The following is an 18,234-nucleotide window of genomic DNA, read 5'->3' as shown; positions in this document are numbered from 1 at the left end:
CCCCCCGTTTCCTATGGAATGGTTTTATGTGACTTATTGTTACTGCTGCACAACTAGCGAATCAATTAAAGGAGTTCGTGTTCTTTCGGATTTGTAAATACAAGGCTAGTCATCATTGGACAAAGAAGAGGATCACCAACACATCTATTGTCAGGATCAATGCCAAAATAAGTACCCAGACCCACAATTTTACATGAAAGTTTTTGGCCACGATCACTTCTGCCCACCACCACACGCTGATATACCCGATCCAAATCCATGTATTTTGCACTTGATGGACGATCATAATGATCATTCCTATCAAGAAAACTATCATTACGGCCAAAAACTTTACAATTTCAATTTTTGGTGGTTTCATCCGACTGCCTTTTTTTGCCTTCTACTTCTAATGACATAAAACAAAGAAGGAATCAGATACAGGGTCAGCACAGTGGAGGTGATCATCCCACCAATGGTCACGATGGCCATGGGGATTCTGTATTCCGCTCCCGCATCGCCCAGACCAATGGCGTTGGGTAGCATTCCAAATATAATCGCAACCGTGGTCATAATAACAGCCTTCATTTTGGTTTTCCCCGAAAGAATGGTAGCACTATGAATGTCCATTTTCTTTTTATGCATCAATTGTTCGGTATAGTCGTGGATCAAAATATCGTCATTCACCACCAGACCCAGCAGGGTAATGATGGCCATTAGGGACATGATATTCATAGTTGTTCCAGCAAAATACATGATGATAAAAACCCCTATCAAGGCCATGGGCACGGTAGTAAAAATGACCAAGGGCTGCCATAGACTTTCCATTAGGGAGGCCAGAAGCATGTACATCAACACTAAGGCCAATAGAAAGGTAACAGTCATATCGGTCACCGTGTTGTCCAATTCCTCTACATTACCGCTCCATTGGAAATCGACACCGGCGGGTAGATTTATTTCGTTGAACTTTGCATCGACCATTGCCCTAACATCTCCCAATATATAACCGGGGGCCAAGGTGGCGCTGAACTCGGCGGTCTTTGACTTTTCTTTATGGAGGATTTGGGCAGGGGCGGTTTCATAGGACACCTCGGCCAACTGCCCAACAGAGTACATACCCGTCGCTGTATGGACAGGGAGCTGTTTGATATCTTCGACCGAGTTGGCCTGGGCAACAGGAACCTTGATATTGATGTTGTACTCCACATCGTTTTCACTCATTACCGTGGCCTTGATACCCGTAATGGCACTACGAATAACCAATGCCAATTCATGGACCGAGATGCCCAGTTCGGCCAACAAACGCTTCTTGGGCTTGAACTGAAGCAAGGGCGGACCATTTCGTAAGCTAGATTCGAAAGAAATCAAACCTTCCACATCTTTTAAAAGATTCATGACCTGATCGTTTGCTTGAGACAGTTGTCCGGCATCATTAGATTTTAGGGAAAATCCCAAATCACCACCACTTTCTTCAGAATTGATGGTCGCTACCACGGGTTTTATTTCTGGTATCTCCTTGAGGTCGTTCAATAGTTTCTCGCCAATTTGCGCATTCGATAACTCCCGTTCCACCCGTTTGTTGAGCTTCAATGAGATATTGGTGTAATTGGAGCCGGTGGTAAAGGAGTTTTTGCTTCCCAACATACTCAATACCGCCTTTACCTCAGGATATGAGGCAATCTTCTGTTCGACCAGTTTGGTCAGTTCCCTGTTTTTCTCCATTGATGTGCCCGGTTGCATTTCAAGCTCAACGAACAAATCCCCGTTATCGGATTCCGGTTCAAATTCAAATCCGATTTCCCCCAGCAATCCCAGACTCATGATAAAGAAGAAGAACATCACGGCAAATAGGATGATGGGATTGCGTTTTCTTGACATCAACCTTCGCAATGATCGTTCATAAATTTCTTGAAGCCTGTCAAATGATTTAATGATCCAATTGGAAAACTTGGAGGGTTTTGGATCGTTCTTCAATAAAATTGATGCCAGCATCGGGGTTAAGGTAATGGAGACCAGAAGCGAAAAAATAGTCGCGAACGAAATGGTCAGGGCGTATTCCCTAAAGAAAGCACCAACTATGGAATTCATCGAGGCAATCGGCAAGAACACCACCAAGTTGGTGCCCGTGGACGCCAAGACAGCCGTAAAGACTTCTTGGGTACCGGTGACACAGGCCTCATTCATGGGCAAACCCTCTCTTTTGAGGCGAAGAATGTTCTCCAAGACCACGATGGAGTTGGAAACCAAAGCCCCAATGGCCACAGCAAAGCTCATCAACGACAGCATATTGAGCGACCCATCAAAAAGCCTCATGGCCAAAAAATTGATAATGAGCGATACGGGAATGGAGATGCTCACGATTACCGTGGCCTTAATATTGTTTACAAAGAGAAATAAGATCAAACCCGTGACAATGATTCCCAGAATAACATTCATCATGGCATCGTTCACCGAACTTTCTATATATTCCGAGGAGTCGAATGGCAAGCTCAGGGTAACCCCTTGGGGCAGGTTTTTTTGGATTTCGGGAACCAGTTTCTTTACCGCCTTTGCTATGGATACTGCGTTTGCAGTGCTGCTTTTCTGCACGCTAATACCCACAATATTGTTCAGTTCTTTTTTTTCAATTCCATCGTAAAAGAAGGCATCATTTTTTGAAAGTTGGAAGCTGTCTTTTACCGTGGCAAAATCGGTCAGTTTCTTTTCCCCATAAGGGGTGGCGATATAGGTGTTCTTGACGGATTCAACAGAATTGTACTTATTGCCGGTCTTGATGATGGATTCCCTGTCTTCCCTTACGATATCACCGCCTGACATATCCACATTGTTGTCCTTTAACTGTGTGGCGACCTCCGTGATGTTCATGCCCAGACCGTAAAGGCCGCTCTTGTCGACCTCCACATGTATTTCACGTAATTTTCCACCATTGAACTCAATTTTGGTGACCCCATCAATGCGAGATAGTTTATCCTTGATTTCCCTTCTCGATAGTTGGTAGAGTTTGTTGGCATCCACATTTCCGGTAATGATCAGATCCACCACGGAACCACTGTTCATGCTAAAAGGTGCCAACAGGGGTTTGGATCGTTTGCGAACAAACGGCAACTTGGCCTCCTTGGGCAAAAAGGAAACCACCAGATCTATCTTGTTTCGCAGTTCGGCCATGGCCTTGTCTTGGTCTTTATCCAGTTCAAATTGAACGATGATCATGGACATATTGGGCATGGAGTACGATTGCATAAGCTTGAGCCCATTGATGGTTGCCACTTCCTTTTCAAGCAGGTTGGTAATCTCGGTTTCCACTTCCCCTGGGGTTGCCCCGGGATAGTCCGTAATGATGACCATGGCTGGTAGATTGACCTCGGGCATTAGGTTTACCGGCAGTTTTACATAGGACATAAATCCGAATAGCAATAGTGCCAAAAAGACCATTGAGGTGGTAACCGGCCTTGATACTGCGAATTGGGTAATTTTCATAGCTGATGTATTTTACTGAATGATTGAAACGGGGCTGCTTCTTTCTACTTTTTCCGAGCCGGCGGTAATCAAATGCTGTCCAACTTCCAGGCCCTTAATGATCTGCACTGAAGTTTCGTTTCGCTGCCCTATTTTCACATCGGTTTCAATGGCTTTGCCATCTTCGATGACGAACACGTAATGCCTATTCCCAATTTGTTTCAACGATTCCACAGGTATCCAAATACTTGAAAGTGAAACTCCGGTTTCCAACTCGATTTCAACATGAGTGCCCGCAAACGATACACCTTCGTTCTTAAATGAGGCGGTGACCAGAAATGCTTTTCGTTTTGGATCCATTTGGATGGATGTCCTTGTGATTTTCCCTTCAATCTTTTTATGGGGAAGAATCAAATAGGTTGTTGCTCCTACTGCTATAGGGGCAATGTCTTGTGGAGTTACATAAAAATTCACCTCCACCGCAGCCGTTTCCGCCATGCTGAACAGGGGTTGCCCCATGCCCACTTCCTCACCGACCTTGACTGGAACATGGGTAATGGTTCCACTAAATGGGGCCTTGACAGTGTTCATATTTTGTACTTGCTGGGTCGTTTTGTCCAGAACATCCAATTGGGTTTTATATGCATCGACGGACACTTTGGAGACAGCACCTGCCTTGAACAGTTCTTGTTGCCGCTCATAATCTTTGGTCATCTTGTTTTGCTCAATTCGTGCCTGCTCAATCTGTAATTGGTGATTCAAGGGAGGATATACGACTACAACTGTACCCTGCCGCACTCTCTGACCGGGCATAGCATTTAATTTGGTTACTATTCCCGACTGTTGTGCGACAAAACTTGCTGATTTGGAAAATTGCAGTTCCCCGTGATAGACCTTTGTTTTATTGTAAGGCTCTTTTTTTAAGATGATTGCCTTTACATTGATCTGTTCTTCCTTAGTGGTTTCCTTTGAGGTTTCCGGCCAATAACAGGCCGACAGGAGTATGCTTGAAATCAGCAACATCGATAAACGTTTTATTGTCTTCATTTTTTGCTACTTTATATTTTATAGTTTGCCATTGGATTGACCTGTGATTCGTGAAATTTGAAGTTGCGCGATATGCAAGTCCAAATACGCATTGAGCAATTCCAATTTGGATTGCGTGAACCTCAAACGACTTTCCTTGAATTCGACGGTAGTGACTACGCCCAGACTCAACTGCTTTTTAAAAATTTCCAGTTCGCTTTCATTGAGCACAATAGTCTCCATATACGTTTCAATATTGGTCACGGCACTGTTATAATTGTTTTCGGCCGTACGTAGTTGGTTGAGCAGATGCTGTTTGGTCTTTGCAAGCCTGAGTGCCGCCGTTTCCCTTTCAATGGAAGCCTTTGCAATTTTCGCCTTGTTGCTCCCCCCGGAGAAAATGGGAACACTGACTCCCAGCTGCACAAGGAACAATTTGTTCTCGTTAGCACTGAAATTAAGATCATTGGCCTGGGCATCATAGTTATAGGCTGCAGTCAGATTGAGCTTTGGATACCAGAACTTTTTGTTGATTTTGATATGCTTATCGGCAATCTCGACCTCTTTTTTTAGGGTCTTGAGCTGTGGCCGTTCCTCCAGATCCGCTTCAACAGGATACATGGTATTGTCGATGCCCATGGTTTCAAGATTGTCCGTTAATATGATGCGCTCTTCCAAAGGAATATTTGCCAGTTCTTTTAGGCCGTTCACCAATTTTTCAAATTGATTTTTGGCATTTTTAAGGGGTGGGAGTGTCTTTTTATAGAAAACCTCGGCTTGTTGTGCCTGTAGATCACTTACCGTGCCCTTGCTGTGTAGTTTTTCGATTTGGGCCAACTGTGCTTTGGCCAAGCTCGAATTTTCATCGAGTACGGCAACACTCGCTTTGGTAAAAACCGCCTGCCAGTACAAAGTGGAAGCTTGGGTAACAAGCTCATCCTGAAGCTGTTCGTCATGTAATCCACTGATTTCCTCGGCAAGTCTTGCAATTTTTGCAGCGGAAAAAATGGCTGGATCAAAAAGGGTTTGGTTCAGCGTAGCATTGGCACTGACACTGTTGTTGAAATTGGTCCGTAAGCGTGTGATGCTTCCATCAAAATCATTGATAAAAAGGAAATTTCTATTGAAGTCCCGCTGATAAAACCCGTTGATGCCCACATTCGGCAATAGTGCGGATTTGGCTATTTTGGTTTCCTCCTTGGCAATCAAAACCTGTTTTCTACTCTGCTTTAAATCGATGTTGTTTTGTTTGACCAATTCGATATACGATTGCAGATCCAGTTCCTGGGAATACAATGGAGGGTGTATTCCTATGATAACACAAAAGACCCAAAAGAATAAAGAGTGCAATAGATACTTCATTTGCTTCGTTGTTTTGTGATGGAGGGTAGCCCCCATTTTTCGAAGCAAATGTAGTTTTGCCTTATACCGTATAAGACTTGCCCTATAAATCAGGACATAATAATTAATGATAAAAATGTCTGGATTTAACGGGGACATGGTCTTATACCATTGGCGCTCCATTGCCCTAGCCCTTGTCGGAAAGTACTCTCCTATTTCATCTCCCAGTCCCCGTCATTGGCCAGCGTATTGCGGGTCAACGCTGCTACTATAAATTAAGTACGCTGCATGGCCCATAAAAAAAGCACCCTTTTGAGGTGCTTTAATGTGTGGAGAATACCGGATTCGAACCGGTGGCCTCTTGCCTGCCAGGCAAGCGCTCTAGCCAACTGAGCTAATCCCCCGCAGAGCGCAAAGGAAAGACTTTTTATGAAAGTTTCAAAATAGGAATGCCTAAGCCTACACTTTTTTTACGCTTAGGACCAAAACAGGAATGGGAACAAAAAATTCAGATTTGGGAACGGTGTTCTTTTCCCACAATTTCTTGAAGAACCCACGTTTTCTTCGGAACACACACAGCATATCGGGCTGCTCTTTTTGAAAGTACTCCAATACGCCCAAATAGGTAGATGCCTGCTCTGTAATGTTCAATTTTTGGCTAAGATCCAACAAAGCGGTATTAACCTGTAAATCTTCCTCGGAATAGCCAGGCCTTTTTACCAAAAGCAAGCTTATGCTGGCCCTGAACTTATCCTTAATGGCCACCAAGGGATTTAAAACACGATTTCGTTTCAAAATCCCGGAACCAAAGGCGGTCATTATACTTTTTATGGGCTTGAATTTTGTTCCTTTGGGGACCAATAGTGCAGGGATGTTGGTCTGCTTCACTATTCTACCAGAGGTGTTCCCCAAGTAAAGTTCTTCTTTGATATCATTGCTTCGCGGGGCCATAATAATCAAGTCTATGCCCAGCTCCTTATGGATGCTTTTCACTCCATCCACAATATCCCCATTGTAAGTGGCTATTTTGATGTCCACCTTACCAGTATTCACCGTGTCAATGATCTCCTTAATTTGCACTTTGCTGCTTTGGGCCACTTTTTGTTCCACATTGGCTAGACTTCCTGCTGCGGATATTACAGTGATCACATCCATGACATAGACCTGTGCCCCAAACTTGGAAGCAAAGTCAATGGCATATTGAAGTGTGTCGGAAGAATTAGGGGATGTTCCAATGGGTACAAGAATGTTGTTCATGGGTTGGTGGTTATTATTATAGCTTAAATTTACAATTAAATTGAAACCAATCCATGATAAGACTCGCAAAGATCTCAGATATTGATGGTATTCTTGAAATTACGCGCGCTTGCGCGGCAAAAATGGAGAGCGATGGAATTTATCAATGGAATGAACACTACCCCTCAAAACAAGCCTTTCTAAAAGATTTGGAAAGAGAGGAGCTCTATGTAACGGAAGTTGAGGGCAAGCTAGTTGGAGCAATTGTAGTTTCCACTTTTATGGATGAAGAGTATGTCCCTATTGAATGGTTGACTCCCAACGGTAACAGCTCCTATATTCATCGAATTTGTGTGGACCCCAATCTTCAGGGCAAAGGATATGCCCAAAAACTAATGGATTTTGCAGAAGAACTATCCAAAGAGAAAAGGTTTACTTCCGTAAGGCTGGACACCTTCTCCCAGAACAAAAGAAATCAGCGGTTTTATGAACAAAGAGGATATCAAAAACTGGGGGATATCTTCTTTCCTAAACAAAGTAGCCATCCTTTTCATTGTTACGAACTAGTGCTGTAACTTGCACCAACTTTGGCAACTGCAGTTAATTTAAAAAGCATCAACCAGCTGGCAATTCCGGCCACCATTTCAGGGATTGCGGAGCCTATTCTATCCATAACGGATACGGCAATAGTGGGTAACATTCCCGTTGATGGACTTGAATCCCTTGCCGCTGCGGGCATCGTAGGTTCGTTTTTATCCATGCTCATATGGGTTTTGGGCCAAACACGAAGTTCAATTTCGGCCATTATCTCGCAATATTTGGGCGCTGGAAAATTGGAGGAGGTAAAAAACCTACCGGCCCAAGCTATTTTTTTCAATATCCTGTTGAGCATTGTGGTCCTCCTCTCAACGATTTTCATTATCGAGGAAATTTTTAGTTTGTTCGAAGCCTCGGGCAAAATCTTGCAGTATTGTATCTCGTACTATTCCATACGGGTCTGGGGATTTCCTCTAACGCTATTCACCTTTGCGGTTTTTGGTATTTTTCGGGGACTGCAGAATACTTTTTATCCCATGATCATTGCTTTGATCGGGGCAGCCCTAAATATTGTTTTGGACTTCGCATTCGTATATGGCATAGAAGGAATTATCCCGGCCATGTACTTGGATGGCGCAGCATGGGCCAGCCTTATTTCCCAAGCCGTAATGGCCTTGATGGTTTTTGTGCTGCTCATCAAAAAAACTGAAATAAGCTTAAAGCTGGTCTTCCCATTGAACAAGGAACTAAAGCGATTGATTTTCATGAGCCTCAATTTATTTGTTAGGGCCCTGGCGCTGAATGCGGCATTGATCATAGCGGTTAGGGAAGCCACTGCCTTGGGGGATCGTTTCATTGGGGCGCATACCATTGCCATCAACCTATGGTTGTTTGCCGCCTTTTTTATCGATGGATATGGTGCTGCGGGCAACAGCATGGGTGGAAAATTATTGGGAGCTGAGGATTACAAAGGACTTTGGCGATTGGCAACAAAGATTATGAAGTACGGAATGGTCGTGAGCCTAATCCTAATGCTTCTCGGTTTTATTTTTTATTATTCGGTAGGAGAGATTTTCTCAAATGACCTGATTGTTTTGAACACCTTCTACAGCATTTTCTTCATAGTAATTCTTGGCTTGCCCATGAACACCATGGCTTTTGTTTTTGATGGCCTTTTTAAAGGACTTGGAGAAATGAAGTATTTGAGGAACGTTTTGCTTTCCGCTACATTTCTAGGGTTTGTTCCCGCATTGTATTTGGGCAAATACCTGGGTTGGGGATTTTATGCCATTTGGATTGCCTTTGTGGTTTGGATGATGATCAGAGGGCTGGCACTGGTATGGAAATTCAGAAGAAAATTTAAGCCGTTGGTGCAAAACCGTTAATTTAGTAATCTTATATTCTGAGTTCTGACAACTGATTGCTGAAAAATATATGTCAACCAAGAGAATAAACGGAAGCCTCTACACTAAAATTGAAAACAATATTGCCTGGGTCGAATTTGGACATCCGGCAAGTAATTCGTTTGTTTCCGAATTGTTGGCCAGACTGGCTTCTGAATTTGATAAGATATCCGAAAACAAGGAAGTTTCCTTAATTGTTTTAAAATCGGAAGGGGACAGGGCTTTCAGCGCAGGCGCCTCTTTTGACGAATTGGTGGCCATTTCCAATCTGGCGGAAGGTAAGGCGTTCTTTGCGGGTTTTGCCAACGTGATCAACGCCATGAGAAAATGTAGCCAGCCCATTTTTGGACGGGTTCAAGGTAAAACGGTTGGTGGCGGAGTAGGTCTTGCCTCGGCCTGCGACTATGTGTATGCCACTGAAGCGGCCTCTATCAAGCTATCCGAAATTTCTATTGGAATAGCGCCCATGGTCATTGCTCCCGCAGTGGAGCGCAAAATTGGGAAATCCGGTCTGGCAGAACTTTCCTATGCGCCCACAGAATGGAAAAATGCATATTGGGCCAAGGAAAAAGGGCTATATGCCAAGGTGTTTGACTCCATTGCCGAAATGGACAAGGAGTTGGAGTTTCACGTTCAAAAAATGGCAACCTATAACGCCGAATCACTTGCTGAAATGAAACGTGTACTTTGGGAAGGCACCTCGCACTGGGATCAATTGCTTATGGACAGGGCAGAGGCATCCGGAAAGCTGGCGTTATCTCCCAACACCAAAGCAGCATTGGAAAAGTTCAAAAAATAAAAGCATGGACATTCTTTCATATTTAAATAGCGATCTTGTTTTTCCCATTTTGGCCTTATTGGTCATCGTGGTTTATATTGTAACACGGGTTCGGAACAAAAAAAGGTATAAACGATAGCCGAAATGGCAGCAAAAAGGTACACCATGTGGATTTTGTTGTATGGATTCTTCTTTGTTCTAGGCTTGATTCTGGCATCGGTTGCAGCGCAGCAATATCAGAAGACCCAAAAATTATTGGAAGAAGGCATTAGGACAACAGCTGTGGTCACCACTCTTTTGACTAAAAGCGACAGTGATGGCAATACCTATACCCCAGTTTTTGAGTTCAAGGACCGATCAAACACCACTCAAACCTATAAAAGCCCAATTAGCTCCAGTCCGCCAGCTTATCGGGTGGGAGATAAAGTGAAAATAGTCTATGACCGAAGGGATAGCGACCATGTAAAAACGGTCACCTTTTGGGGGCTTTATCGCGTCAGCGTAATTCTTTTCATGATTGCATCACCGCTATTGGTCATAGGAGGCAGCTATTTGCTTTACACCTACAGATAAGTTTCCGCTCAGTTATTGGTTATCTTTAACCCCAATGAAAGACCTAACACTACCAGAAGGAAAGAAAGTCTATTTTGCAAGTGACAATCACTTGGGTGCACCCACCAACGAAGACAGTATGCCCAGAGAGAAAAAATTTGTGGCTTGGTTGGACTCCATTAAGCAGGATGCGGCGGCCGTTTTTCTGATGGGGGACCTCTTTGATTTTTGGTTTGAATATAAGACCGTAATCCCAAAGGGATTTACCAGAACACTGGGCAAGCTGGCGGAACTTTCGGATATGGGTATCCAAATCACCTATTTTGTGGGTAACCATGACCTCTGGATGAATGGGTATTTTGAAGAAGAGCTAAACATTCCTGTCTACCATAAACCTCAGCAGTTTTTAATCAACAACACCTCTTTTTTCATTGGCCATGGAGATGGTCTGGGTCCGGACGACAAGGGCTTTAAACGGATGAAAAAGGTTTTTACCAATCCCTTTGCGAAGTGGTTGTTCAGATGGCTTCATCCAGATTTGGGCGTGAAGTTGGGCAGGCATTTGTCCGTCAACAATAAAATTATTTCTGGGGATGCGGATGCGAAGTTTTTAGGGGAAGATAAAGAGTGGTTGGTACTCTACGCCAAGCGAAAATTGGAAACCCAACACTATGATCATTTCATATTTGGGCACAGACATTTGCCCATGGAAATTAAACTCAATGAAAAATCTACCTATACCAATCTTGGGGACTGGATTTCTTACTTTACCTATGCCGTTTTTGATGGGGAACAATTGGCTTTAAAAAGGCTGGAGGAATGATAACATCCAAGGAAAACAGTGAGCATTACTTCTGGGGAGATAAATGTAGCGGTTGGCATTTGGTCAAGACTGAAAGTCTCAGCATCATTGAGGAATTGATGCCACCCAACACCCAGGAAAAGGAACATTATCATCAACATGCCCAACAGTTTTTTAGAATTTTAAAGGGCACCGCCACTTTTGAAGTAGCAAACAAATTGATACAGGTTCCTGCGGGATCGGGAATCCACATTCCTTCTGGTACACGCCATAGAATCAAGAACGATCAGTCGGAAAACTTGGAGTTCTTGGTCATTTCGCAACCCAATACCCGAGGAGATCGAATAGAAGACCCAGCCTAATCCTTATTGTGCTCTTCCACATCTTTGGACAAGTCCAATCGCCTAAAGCTTGGGGAAACAATGGCAGTTGTTCCCGTGGTCAAGATGGTCATAACACCTCCAAAGACCACAGCTGTTACCGTGCCTAATAATTTGGCAGCCAATCCGCTTTCAAAAGCACCCAATTCATTGGAGGAACCTACAAAAATCGAATTGACCGAAGCAACACGCCCCCGCATATTATCTGGGGTTTTTAATTGTAAAATGGTCTGTCTGATGATCATGGAAACACCATCTACAGCGCCGCTTAAAAACAAGGCTACAACAGACAGCCAAAAAGAGGTGGAAACCCCGAAAACGATGATACAGACACCGAAGGCAAACACGGCCCACAACAATTTACTCCCAGCATTTTTGTGCAGCGGAAATCTAGTGGATCCCAACATGGTTAAGGCAGCTCCGACCGCGGGTGCGGCCCTCAAAATACCAAACCCTTCCGACCCTACATGCAAGATATCCTGGGCATAAATGGGCAAAAGAGCCACAGCGCCACCAAACAAAACTGCAATCATGTCCAAGGTGAGCGCACCAAAAATGGCCTTGCTGCTAAAAACAAATCGTAATCCATCTTTTAAGCTTTCAATTACTGGCTCTCCTATTTTAGGATTCAAGATGGGTTTTCTTGATATCCGTAAGAGGAAAATGAGCGCGACCAATGAAAATCCAAAAATCAAACACATGGACCAATGCACCCCGATCCAACCAATACTGAATCCAGCTAATGCGGGACCCATAACCGAAGCCACCTGCCATGTTGAACTGCTCCAGGTGGCGGCATTTGGGTATATCTTTTTTGGGACGATCAGTGCGATCAAGGAAAACACGGTAGGGCCAATAAATGCTCGGACCAGCCCTCCAAGAAACACCAAAAAGTAAATGGTGTACAAAATAGTACGAGAATCGAGTTGGGTTTCCAAATCGGGATCACTTATAAAAAAAAGCCCAAGACTAACTACGGAAAACGCCAAAATGCATTTGATCAACAAATTCCGTTTTTCCTTTTGATCAACAACGTGACCTGCAAACAGGGCCATGCCAACAGCTGGAATAACTTCCATCAACCCAATAATACCTAAAGAAAGAGGGTCCTTGGTCAAAGTATACACCTGCCATTCAATAACTATGAATTGCATGGACCAAGCAAAAACCATAGCAAATCGCACCACCAAAAAAATATTGAATTCTTTGAATCGGAGCGCCGCATAGGGGTCAATGGCGTTTTTGGTCATAGGTTAGGTTGTAATCTCTATTCGGTTGCCTTCAGGATCCAAAGTTACACTTTCATAATATCCATCACCCGTGGTTCTAGGTTCACCAATTATTGCGTACCCATCCTTTCTAAGTTCTTCGGTAAGGGCATTTACTTTTTCCTTAGAGCCCACAGATATGGCAAAATGAACCAAGCCCAACCGTTCTAAATCCTGACCCACAAGGTTTGGAATCTCAGGATTGTGCATCAATTCCAAACGTGCGCCATTTGAAAAACTTAAAAAGTAGGAGGAAAAGTTTTTCTTTGGGTTGGTATATAATTCGCCCCGCTGTGCCCCAAAGTACTTTTCGTAGTACGCACAGCTAGATTCCAAATTTGTGACCCATAAGGCCAAATGTTCTATTCTCATCGGAGATCTCGTAACTTCAGTTGTAGGCTCACTTGCCCGTTCCATTCATTTTCTTCCAAAGAAAATACCACATTAAAAATACCCTTGTTTTTAACCTTGTCCAATCGGGAACCCAAGTTAAATCCTATAGCGCCATATGCCTTTTCAATACCACTCAGCTGGTTGGCTGACTTGACCCTAAGTTTTAAGTGCTTTTCATCTTCACCCACCCCTTTGGCATATCCAGTATCCATTAGTTTTTCGGCCATAAAAACAGGCGTCATGTTCCCAGGGCCAAAGGGAGCAAATTGTTTTAGGACACGCATTAACCTTGGACTTATTTGACTCAGGTCAAGCTGGGCATCTATGGAAAGTTCGGGTTCCAAAAGTTTCGGACTAATGGTTTCCGACACTACTTTTTCAAAATGGGTTTTAAAGTTTTTGTACTGCTCTTCTGAGAGTGTCAACCCCGCGGCATATTTGTGTCCTCCAAATTGTTCCAAATATTCGGAGCATGCTTCCAGGGCATTGTAGACATCAAACCCTTTTACGGAACGCGCCGAAGCCGCTAGTTTGTCTCCACTTTTGGTAAAAACCAAGGTGGGTCGGTAGTAGGTTTCCATAAGTCGGGAGGCCACAATACCGATAACACCTTTGTGCCAGCTTTCATGGAAAACTACCGTGGTAAATTGGTCTTCTTCCCCATGGTCTCGAATTTGCTCCAAAGCCTCTTCGGTGATCTTTTTATCCAGGTTTTTCCTGTCGGCATTGTATTCTTCAATTTCCGAAGCGAACTGTCTGGCTACTTCCAAATTGGTCTCCACCAGTAGGTTTACCGCATGTTGCCCGTGTTTCATTCGCCCAGCGGCATTTATTCTGGGGGCTATGATAAAAACCACATCTGTAATGGTTAAGGATTTTTTATTAATGTTTTCAATTATCGCTTTGAAGCCCGTTCTCGGATTGCTGTTAATGACCTGAAGTCCAAAGAAAGCCAGCACCCTATTTTCCCCTGTGATAGGAACAATATCAGCACCAATGGCAGTGGCCACCAAATCCATATAGGGAAGCAAATCTTCGGTGTTCAATCCTTGTTTGGAGGCCAAAGCCTGAATCAGCTTAAATCCAATTCCGCAACCACAGAGTTCTTTATAAGGATATTCACAATCTTCCCGTTTTGGATCCAAAACCGCTACTGCATCTGGTAGCTGGTCTCCTGGTCTGTGGTGATCACAAATGATAAAGTCCACCCCTTTCTCCTTGGCATAAGCCACCTGATTTAAAGCTTTTACGCCGCAATCCAAAGCAATAATCAAGGAAATATCATTGTCCGCTGCAAAATCTATCCCTTTGATGGATACCCCATAACCTTCAGAATACCGATCGGGGATATAGGTGGCAACGTTGGGATAATAGTTTAGAAGATAAGATGATACCAAGGCCACCGCAGTCGTTCCATCCACATCATAATCACCATAAACCAAGATATTCTCATTGTTTTCAATAGCAGATTCAATGCGTTTCACGGCCTTGTCCATATCCTTCATTAGAAATGGATCGTGCAAATGGGTCAGTTCTGGACGAAAAAACGTTTTGGCCTCCTCATAGGTGGTTATTCCTCTTTGCGCCAACAAATGGGCCACCAGTGGTTCCACCTTTAGTTCTTTAGCAAGGTTTTCAATGGTGTCAGGGTCAGGTGTAGGTTTTATGGTCCAGCGCATAATGAATTTGGATTTTGATCAACGTCAGTTCGAGTTTTTCGAGCTGGACTGAGGAAGAAGGCCAGATTGAAAAGTATCGAGAACAAGTTATTGAAATTTCTTTTTAGCAAGATTTGGCAAGAGATGATAATTTTCTTCGATTAACGCTTCTTTCTTTGCCCTTGACCATTTCTTGATTTGTTTTTCTTTTTCAATAGCAATTTTGATACATGAAAATTCTGAATAAAAGACCAAAACAACGGGTCGTCTCCAAAAAGTATAACTCGACGGGTATTTTCCTTCAGAATGTTCTTGAATGCGGTTTCCAAGATTGGACGTGACACCTGTATAATACGTGTCGTCTGAACATTTAAGGATATATAGATATGATTTTTTCATTTTCTACCCCACTGACTTCTCGATACATCCCGAACTTGCTTCGGGACACTCGAAGTGACGTTACACAAATCTTGGAATGATTTATTTATGAGGTCGACTTATGAACTTAAATGTAATTCAATTTTTTGAACTTGAAACTTGAATTTGAACTTGTACTTGCGCCTTGAACTTATTTGTGATGAAAAACCGTTTTGATATCCAATTCGGCAAACCTTCGGAACATTTCCATGACACCACAGTACTTCTCAACGGACAGATCAATGGCTTTTTGAAGTTTCTTCTCGTTCAAGTTGCTGCCATGAAAATGGTACTCAATAACCACCTTGTCATAGTATTTGGGGTGTTCATCCGTAAGGTTGGCAATGGTCTCAATTTGGAAATCATCCACCTCCAATTTCATTTTCTTGATCAAGGAGGCCACATCCAATCCAGAGCATCCCGCGAGAGAGGAAAGCATTAGCGCTTTGGGTCTAAAACCTTCTCCTTTTCCCCCATCATCGGGGCCTGCATCAATTTTAAAAGTATGTCCCGATGGGTTGTTACTTTCAAAGGCCATTTCGCCCAACCATTTGGTAGTGATATGATTTGTCATGAAGTCAATTTTTTGTTTCTTGTAGCTTTCAAAAATACGATTAAAACCGCACTTATGGCATTAGTAAACCCCCTTGACCCGAACCACGATATTGAGACCAAAAAGCTCGCTGAATTCTTTAACGAAACCCTGGGCTTCTGCCCCAATTCGGTGTTGACCATGCAGCATAGACCTGCAATTTCCAAGGCATTTATCAATTTGAACAAAGCCGTAATGGCCAATGAGGGTAGGGTGACTTCGGCCTTAAAACGAATGATTGCCTGGGTAAGCAGCAATGCCACAGGGTGCAGATATTGCCAAGCCCACGCCATACGAGCTGCTGAGCGTTATGGTGCGGAGCAAGAACAGCTGGACAATATTTGGGAATACCGAACGCATCCCGCTTTTTCTGATGCAGAACGCGCAGCTCTTGATTTTTCCTTAGCTGCTTCCCAGATTCCCAATACGGTGAACGGTGATATCAAAGCGCGCTTGTACGAGCACTGGAACGAAGGTGAAATTGTAGAAATGCTCGGCGTGATTTCCCTGTTTGGATACCTCAACCGTTGGAACGATTCCATGGGTACTTCCATAGAGGACGGCGCGGTGGAAAGTGCGGAGCAATATTTAGGTGACATTGGTTGGGAAAAAGGAAAGCACGACGGATCTAGATACTAGATATTAGACTTAAGATTTTAGAGACAAGACCGCTTCGCTTTTAGATATTAATGCCATGGTGTAGTTTGATGAAATTTGTCAGTTCTCGATACGATTTTTCGTTCCTCAAAATCACTCGAACTGACGTTTTGGGTTGGAATGCTATGCGGGTACTGAAATCTGACCTCAGATTTCTGAAAGCGCTATTTCTTGATTTGCATCAACATTTATTGGCCCAACTTGCCTGAACTTTGTTGGCATCAAAAAACGAACAGTTATGGCAAGCTTGCTCATCACTTCCGAAAACCAGATTCAGCGTTTAAACCAGATTGTAAACAAGGTAAAAGAGCTACAAGCATTGGATGTTTCCCAACTGACCACCCCTCCCCACGCAAAGTCATGGAATGTTGTTGAGGTCATTGAGCATTTGAACATTGCTTATGGGATCTATATGCCCAAACTGGATGAGGCTTTTTCCAAAATGCCAACCCTTGATGCTGCCCCAAACGAATTCAAGGCCAGAACATGGCAAAAAATTGTGATTGCGGGGCAACGACCCAAAAATGGGAAGCGAAAATGGAAATTGAAGACCCTAAAACGTTTTGAACCTTTGTTGGACAAGCAAACACTGACCCAAGAAAAAATAGATGCTGTTTATGAAACCTTTTTTGCCCATCATGCCCACCTTAAAGAGGCTATCCTAAAAAGCAGGAACAAGGATTTGACCCAACTTAAGATAACTTCTGCCATTGGGCCTATTGTGAATTTTTATTTACCGGAATGTTTTGAGTTTTTGCTCTGCCATTTGGAACGGCATATGGTTCAGATTGATGAGATTTTGGGGTGAAGTTATTAAAAAGCTTATTGTTCAGTCCCTCAAGTTATCTGGTATATCGATATGCCATTCGGCCATTTCCACCCCGGATATAGAAGACTTTTGAGAATAAGCTGCTGTCTGACTTTCAATTGAGCCATTTAATTCCCAATGATATCCTATTAGTTGACCCGTTTTGATAAGTTCGAACATCAATTCTTCTTTCGTGTTACAATCAAATAGCAAAGTAAAACTTCCAGAATACTTTTGAGTATCCCAATGCTTTTCAAATTCAACCTCGGTTGCAAGTCGTCCAAGTTCGACAATTACTTGCTTTAGGATTTTTTGACTCTTATCCTTTGTGTTAGTATTTGTTGATATTTTCCAAAAAGACCTATGCATTTTCTAAGTTAATTTGTGGTGGCACAAAACTATAATGAATTATAGCCATTGTTCTACTCAGTTTTTCTTGTTTTAATGAGTTCGGTCAGTTTGTCCAACTTGGATTGCTCAATTTTTTTCCATGCAGAAGATTCAAATTCAATGGTAGTCCATTTTTTAAGTCCACGATAGATTGGTAAAATTAAGTCCTCAAATCTGCCATTTGCCCGAAATATTTCGGTTTGATTATATCCGTTTTTATCCGTTTCCAGAATTTTAAAAGAGTAAAAGGTATTCATCAACTCGAACTTGAAAAAATAGCTGATTGGTTGCTCAGTCCAGTACATTTCTGATTCAACACCGCTTGAAATTAGAATTAACGCTTCACATAGCTTGTCCGTGGGATTTTCTGGAATTTTCGACGAAGTAAATTCAAGAATGAAATCATCAGATTTAAAATAAACGGGTAACCAGCCCGAAATTGGTTGTCCTAGATTAAATTCCATTTTGCTTGGATTTTTCAAAATGTATAGTCACTCGTTTATAATCCCAATTTACCCTTTTTACGCGGTTAACCTTCAGCTGGAAGATGAAAGTGCATATGCC

20 protein-coding genes and 1 tRNA gene are annotated in these 18,234 nt (G+C 43.0%); 8 read left to right on the top strand and 13 right to left on the bottom strand.

Features of this window, described 5'->3' with window-relative positions; genetic code table 11:
• Positions 1–112: 112 nt before the first annotated feature.
• From ACOOE0_RS04845 to ACOOE0_RS04820, 6 genes are all read right to left on the bottom strand, one after another.
• Positions 113–358, bottom strand: coding sequence for a hypothetical protein (locus tag ACOOE0_RS04845; protein ID WP_420401347.1), 246 nt, complete (start codon positions 356–358; stop codon positions 113–115).
• Positions 355–3,453, bottom strand: a complete 3,099-nt coding sequence (locus ACOOE0_RS04840) for an efflux RND transporter permease subunit (protein WP_420401346.1) — start codon at positions 3,451–3,453, stop codon at positions 355–357. Before ACOOE0_RS04840 ends, ACOOE0_RS04845 begins: the two co-directional genes overlap by 4 nt.
• A 12-nt stretch (positions 3,454–3,465) precedes the next feature.
• A complete protein-coding gene (locus ACOOE0_RS04835; RefSeq protein WP_420401345.1) occupies positions 3,466–4,479 on the bottom strand; it encodes an efflux RND transporter periplasmic adaptor subunit in 1,014 nt (337 codons plus the stop codon).
• An 18-nt stretch (positions 4,480–4,497) separates the two neighbouring features.
• Positions 4,498–5,820 (bottom strand): TolC family protein, encoded by a 1,323-nt coding sequence (locus tag ACOOE0_RS04830; RefSeq protein ID WP_420401344.1) that lies wholly within the window; start codon positions 5,818–5,820, stop codon positions 4,498–4,500.
• 309 nt (positions 5,821–6,129) lie between these two features.
• Positions 6,130–6,203, bottom strand: a tRNA-Ala gene (locus tag ACOOE0_RS04825).
• 55 nt (positions 6,204–6,258) lie between these two features.
• On the bottom strand, positions 6,259–7,056 hold the full coding sequence (locus tag ACOOE0_RS04820) for a universal stress protein (protein ID WP_420401343.1): 798 nt from the start codon (positions 7,054–7,056) through the stop codon (positions 6,259–6,261).
• A 53-nt stretch (positions 7,057–7,109) separates the two neighbouring features.
• Here ACOOE0_RS04820 and ACOOE0_RS04815 point away from each other — a divergent pair, with 53 nt between their 5' ends.
• The 6 genes from ACOOE0_RS04815 to ACOOE0_RS04790 all read left to right on the top strand — a co-directional run bounded on the left by ACOOE0_RS04815 (position 7,110) and on the right by ACOOE0_RS04790 (position 11,469).
• Positions 7,110–7,610, top strand: a complete 501-nt coding sequence (locus ACOOE0_RS04815; protein WP_420401342.1) for a GNAT family N-acetyltransferase — start codon at positions 7,110–7,112, stop codon at positions 7,608–7,610.
• A 12-nt stretch (positions 7,611–7,622) separates the two neighbouring features.
• Positions 7,623–8,957: an MATE family efflux transporter gene (locus tag ACOOE0_RS04810; RefSeq protein WP_420401341.1), complete on the top strand. Its 1,335-nt coding sequence runs from the start codon at positions 7,623–7,625 to the stop codon at positions 8,955–8,957.
• Positions 8,958–9,006: 49 nt separating this feature from the next.
• Complete coding sequence (locus ACOOE0_RS04805; protein ID WP_420401340.1) at positions 9,007–9,774, top strand: enoyl-CoA hydratase/isomerase family protein; 768 nt, start codon at positions 9,007–9,009, stop codon at positions 9,772–9,774.
• 123 nt (positions 9,775–9,897) lie between these two features.
• On the top strand, positions 9,898–10,326 hold the full coding sequence (locus ACOOE0_RS04800) for a DUF3592 domain-containing protein (protein WP_420401339.1): 429 nt from the start codon (positions 9,898–9,900) through the stop codon (positions 10,324–10,326).
• 34 nt (positions 10,327–10,360) lie between these two features.
• Positions 10,361–11,128 carry a UDP-2,3-diacylglucosamine diphosphatase gene (locus ACOOE0_RS04795; RefSeq protein ID WP_420401338.1) on the top strand — a complete coding sequence of 256 codons (768 nt, stop codon included), beginning with the start codon at positions 10,361–10,363 and terminating at the stop codon, positions 11,126–11,128.
• A complete protein-coding gene (locus tag ACOOE0_RS04790) occupies positions 11,125–11,469 on the top strand; it encodes a cupin domain-containing protein (RefSeq protein WP_420401337.1) in 345 nt (114 codons plus the stop codon). Before ACOOE0_RS04795 ends, ACOOE0_RS04790 begins: the two co-directional genes overlap by 4 nt.
• On the opposite strand, the gene ACOOE0_RS04785 is transcribed toward ACOOE0_RS04790, so the two are convergent.
• The 5 genes from ACOOE0_RS04785 to ACOOE0_RS04765 all read right to left on the bottom strand — a co-directional run bounded on the left by ACOOE0_RS04785 (position 11,466) and on the right by ACOOE0_RS04765 (position 15,797).
• Positions 11,466–12,737: an MFS transporter gene (locus ACOOE0_RS04785; protein WP_420401336.1), complete on the bottom strand. Its 1,272-nt coding sequence runs from the start codon at positions 12,735–12,737 to the stop codon at positions 11,466–11,468. The two genes, ACOOE0_RS04790 and ACOOE0_RS04785, sit on opposite strands and share 4 nt — an antisense overlap.
• A 3-nt stretch (positions 12,738–12,740) precedes the next feature.
• Entirely contained in the window at positions 12,741–13,127 is a 387-nt protein-coding gene (locus ACOOE0_RS04780; protein WP_420401335.1) for a VOC family protein, read from the bottom strand.
• The gene (gene recJ / locus ACOOE0_RS04775; protein WP_420401334.1) at positions 13,124–14,827 is read right to left on the bottom strand and encodes a single-stranded-DNA-specific exonuclease RecJ; all 1,704 of its coding nucleotides are present in this window, start codon (positions 14,825–14,827) and stop codon (positions 13,124–13,126) included. Before recJ ends, ACOOE0_RS04780 begins: the two co-directional genes overlap by 4 nt.
• Positions 14,828–14,914: 87 nt before the next feature.
• Positions 14,915–15,205, bottom strand: coding sequence for a GIY-YIG nuclease family protein (locus tag ACOOE0_RS04770; protein WP_420401333.1), 291 nt, complete (start codon positions 15,203–15,205; stop codon positions 14,915–14,917).
• 169 nt (positions 15,206–15,374) lie between these two features.
• Positions 15,375–15,797, bottom strand: coding sequence for an OsmC family protein (locus tag ACOOE0_RS04765; protein ID WP_420401332.1), 423 nt, complete (start codon positions 15,795–15,797; stop codon positions 15,375–15,377).
• A 54-nt stretch (positions 15,798–15,851) separates the two neighbouring features.
• Between ACOOE0_RS04765 and ACOOE0_RS04760 the strand changes: the two genes are divergently transcribed.
• Positions 15,852–16,454 carry a carboxymuconolactone decarboxylase family protein gene (locus tag ACOOE0_RS04760; RefSeq protein WP_420401331.1) on the top strand — a complete coding sequence of 201 codons (603 nt, stop codon included), beginning with the start codon at positions 15,852–15,854 and terminating at the stop codon, positions 16,452–16,454.
• 256 nt (positions 16,455–16,710) lie between these two features.
• Positions 16,711–17,280, top strand: a complete 570-nt coding sequence (locus tag ACOOE0_RS04755) for a DinB family protein (protein ID WP_420401330.1) — start codon at positions 16,711–16,713, stop codon at positions 17,278–17,280.
• Between the two features lie 21 nt (positions 17,281–17,301).
• On the opposite strand, the gene ACOOE0_RS04750 is transcribed toward ACOOE0_RS04755, so the two are convergent.
• Together ACOOE0_RS04750 and ACOOE0_RS04745 are read right to left on the bottom strand one after the other, a co-directional pair.
• Positions 17,302–17,649, bottom strand: a complete 348-nt coding sequence (locus tag ACOOE0_RS04750; protein ID WP_420401329.1) for a hypothetical protein — start codon at positions 17,647–17,649, stop codon at positions 17,302–17,304.
• A gap of 53 nt (positions 17,650–17,702) precedes the next feature.
• Entirely contained in the window at positions 17,703–18,134 is a 432-nt protein-coding gene (locus ACOOE0_RS04745) for a hypothetical protein (RefSeq protein ID WP_420401328.1), read from the bottom strand.
• Positions 18,135–18,234: the final 100 nt, after the last annotated feature.

The sequence above is a fragment of the Flagellimonas sp. genome (genome assembly GCF_965215805.1).
In the GTDB taxonomy this organism is placed as follows: Bacteria; Bacteroidota; Bacteroidia; order Flavobacteriales; family Flavobacteriaceae; genus Flagellimonas.
This window is presented reverse-complemented; position numbering and strand designations above follow the sequence as displayed.

Bases quoted from the DNA above. Each gene is read 5' to 3' on its own strand.
- ACOOE0_RS04845 (WP_420401347.1), bottom strand. From the start codon at position 358: ATGAAACCACCAAAAATTGAAATTGTAAAGTTTTTGGCCGTAATGATA.
- ACOOE0_RS04840 (WP_420401346.1), bottom strand. From the start codon at position 3,453: ATGAAAATTACCCAATTCGCAGTATCAAGGCCGGTTACCACCTCAATG.
- ACOOE0_RS04835 (WP_420401345.1), bottom strand. From the start codon at position 4,479: ATGAAGACAATAAAACGTTTATCGATGTTGCTGATTTCAAGCATACTC.
- ACOOE0_RS04830 (WP_420401344.1), bottom strand. From the start codon at position 5,820: ATGAAGTATCTATTGCACTCTTTATTCTTTTGGGTCTTTTGTGTTATC.
- ACOOE0_RS04820 (WP_420401343.1), bottom strand. From the start codon at position 7,056: ATGAACAACATTCTTGTACCCATTGGAACATCCCCTAATTCTTCCGAC.
- ACOOE0_RS04815 (WP_420401342.1), top strand. From the start codon at position 7,110: ATGATAAGACTCGCAAAGATCTCAGATATTGATGGTATTCTTGAAATT.
- ACOOE0_RS04805 (WP_420401340.1), top strand. From the start codon at position 9,007: ATGTCAACCAAGAGAATAAACGGAAGCCTCTACACTAAAATTGAAAAC.
- ACOOE0_RS04800 (WP_420401339.1), top strand. From the start codon at position 9,898: ATGGCAGCAAAAAGGTACACCATGTGGATTTTGTTGTATGGATTCTTC.
- ACOOE0_RS04795 (WP_420401338.1), top strand. From the start codon at position 10,361: ATGAAAGACCTAACACTACCAGAAGGAAAGAAAGTCTATTTTGCAAGT.
- ACOOE0_RS04790 (WP_420401337.1), top strand. From the start codon at position 11,125: ATGATAACATCCAAGGAAAACAGTGAGCATTACTTCTGGGGAGATAAA.
- ACOOE0_RS04785 (WP_420401336.1), bottom strand. From the start codon at position 12,737: ATGACCAAAAACGCCATTGACCCCTATGCGGCGCTCCGATTCAAAGAA.
- ACOOE0_RS04780 (WP_420401335.1), bottom strand. From the start codon at position 13,127: ATGAGAATAGAACATTTGGCCTTATGGGTCACAAATTTGGAATCTAGC.
- recJ (WP_420401334.1), bottom strand. From the start codon at position 14,827: ATGCGCTGGACCATAAAACCTACACCTGACCCTGACACCATTGAAAAC.
- ACOOE0_RS04770 (WP_420401333.1), bottom strand. From the start codon at position 15,205: ATGAAAAAATCATATCTATATATCCTTAAATGTTCAGACGACACGTAT.
- ACOOE0_RS04765 (WP_420401332.1), bottom strand. From the start codon at position 15,797: ATGACAAATCATATCACTACCAAATGGTTGGGCGAAATGGCCTTTGAA.
- ACOOE0_RS04760 (WP_420401331.1), top strand. From the start codon at position 15,852: ATGGCATTAGTAAACCCCCTTGACCCGAACCACGATATTGAGACCAAA.
- ACOOE0_RS04755 (WP_420401330.1), top strand. From the start codon at position 16,711: ATGGCAAGCTTGCTCATCACTTCCGAAAACCAGATTCAGCGTTTAAAC.
- ACOOE0_RS04750 (WP_420401329.1), bottom strand. From the start codon at position 17,649: ATGCATAGGTCTTTTTGGAAAATATCAACAAATACTAACACAAAGGAT.
- ACOOE0_RS04745 (WP_420401328.1), bottom strand. From the start codon at position 18,134: ATGGAATTTAATCTAGGACAACCAATTTCGGGCTGGTTACCCGTTTAT.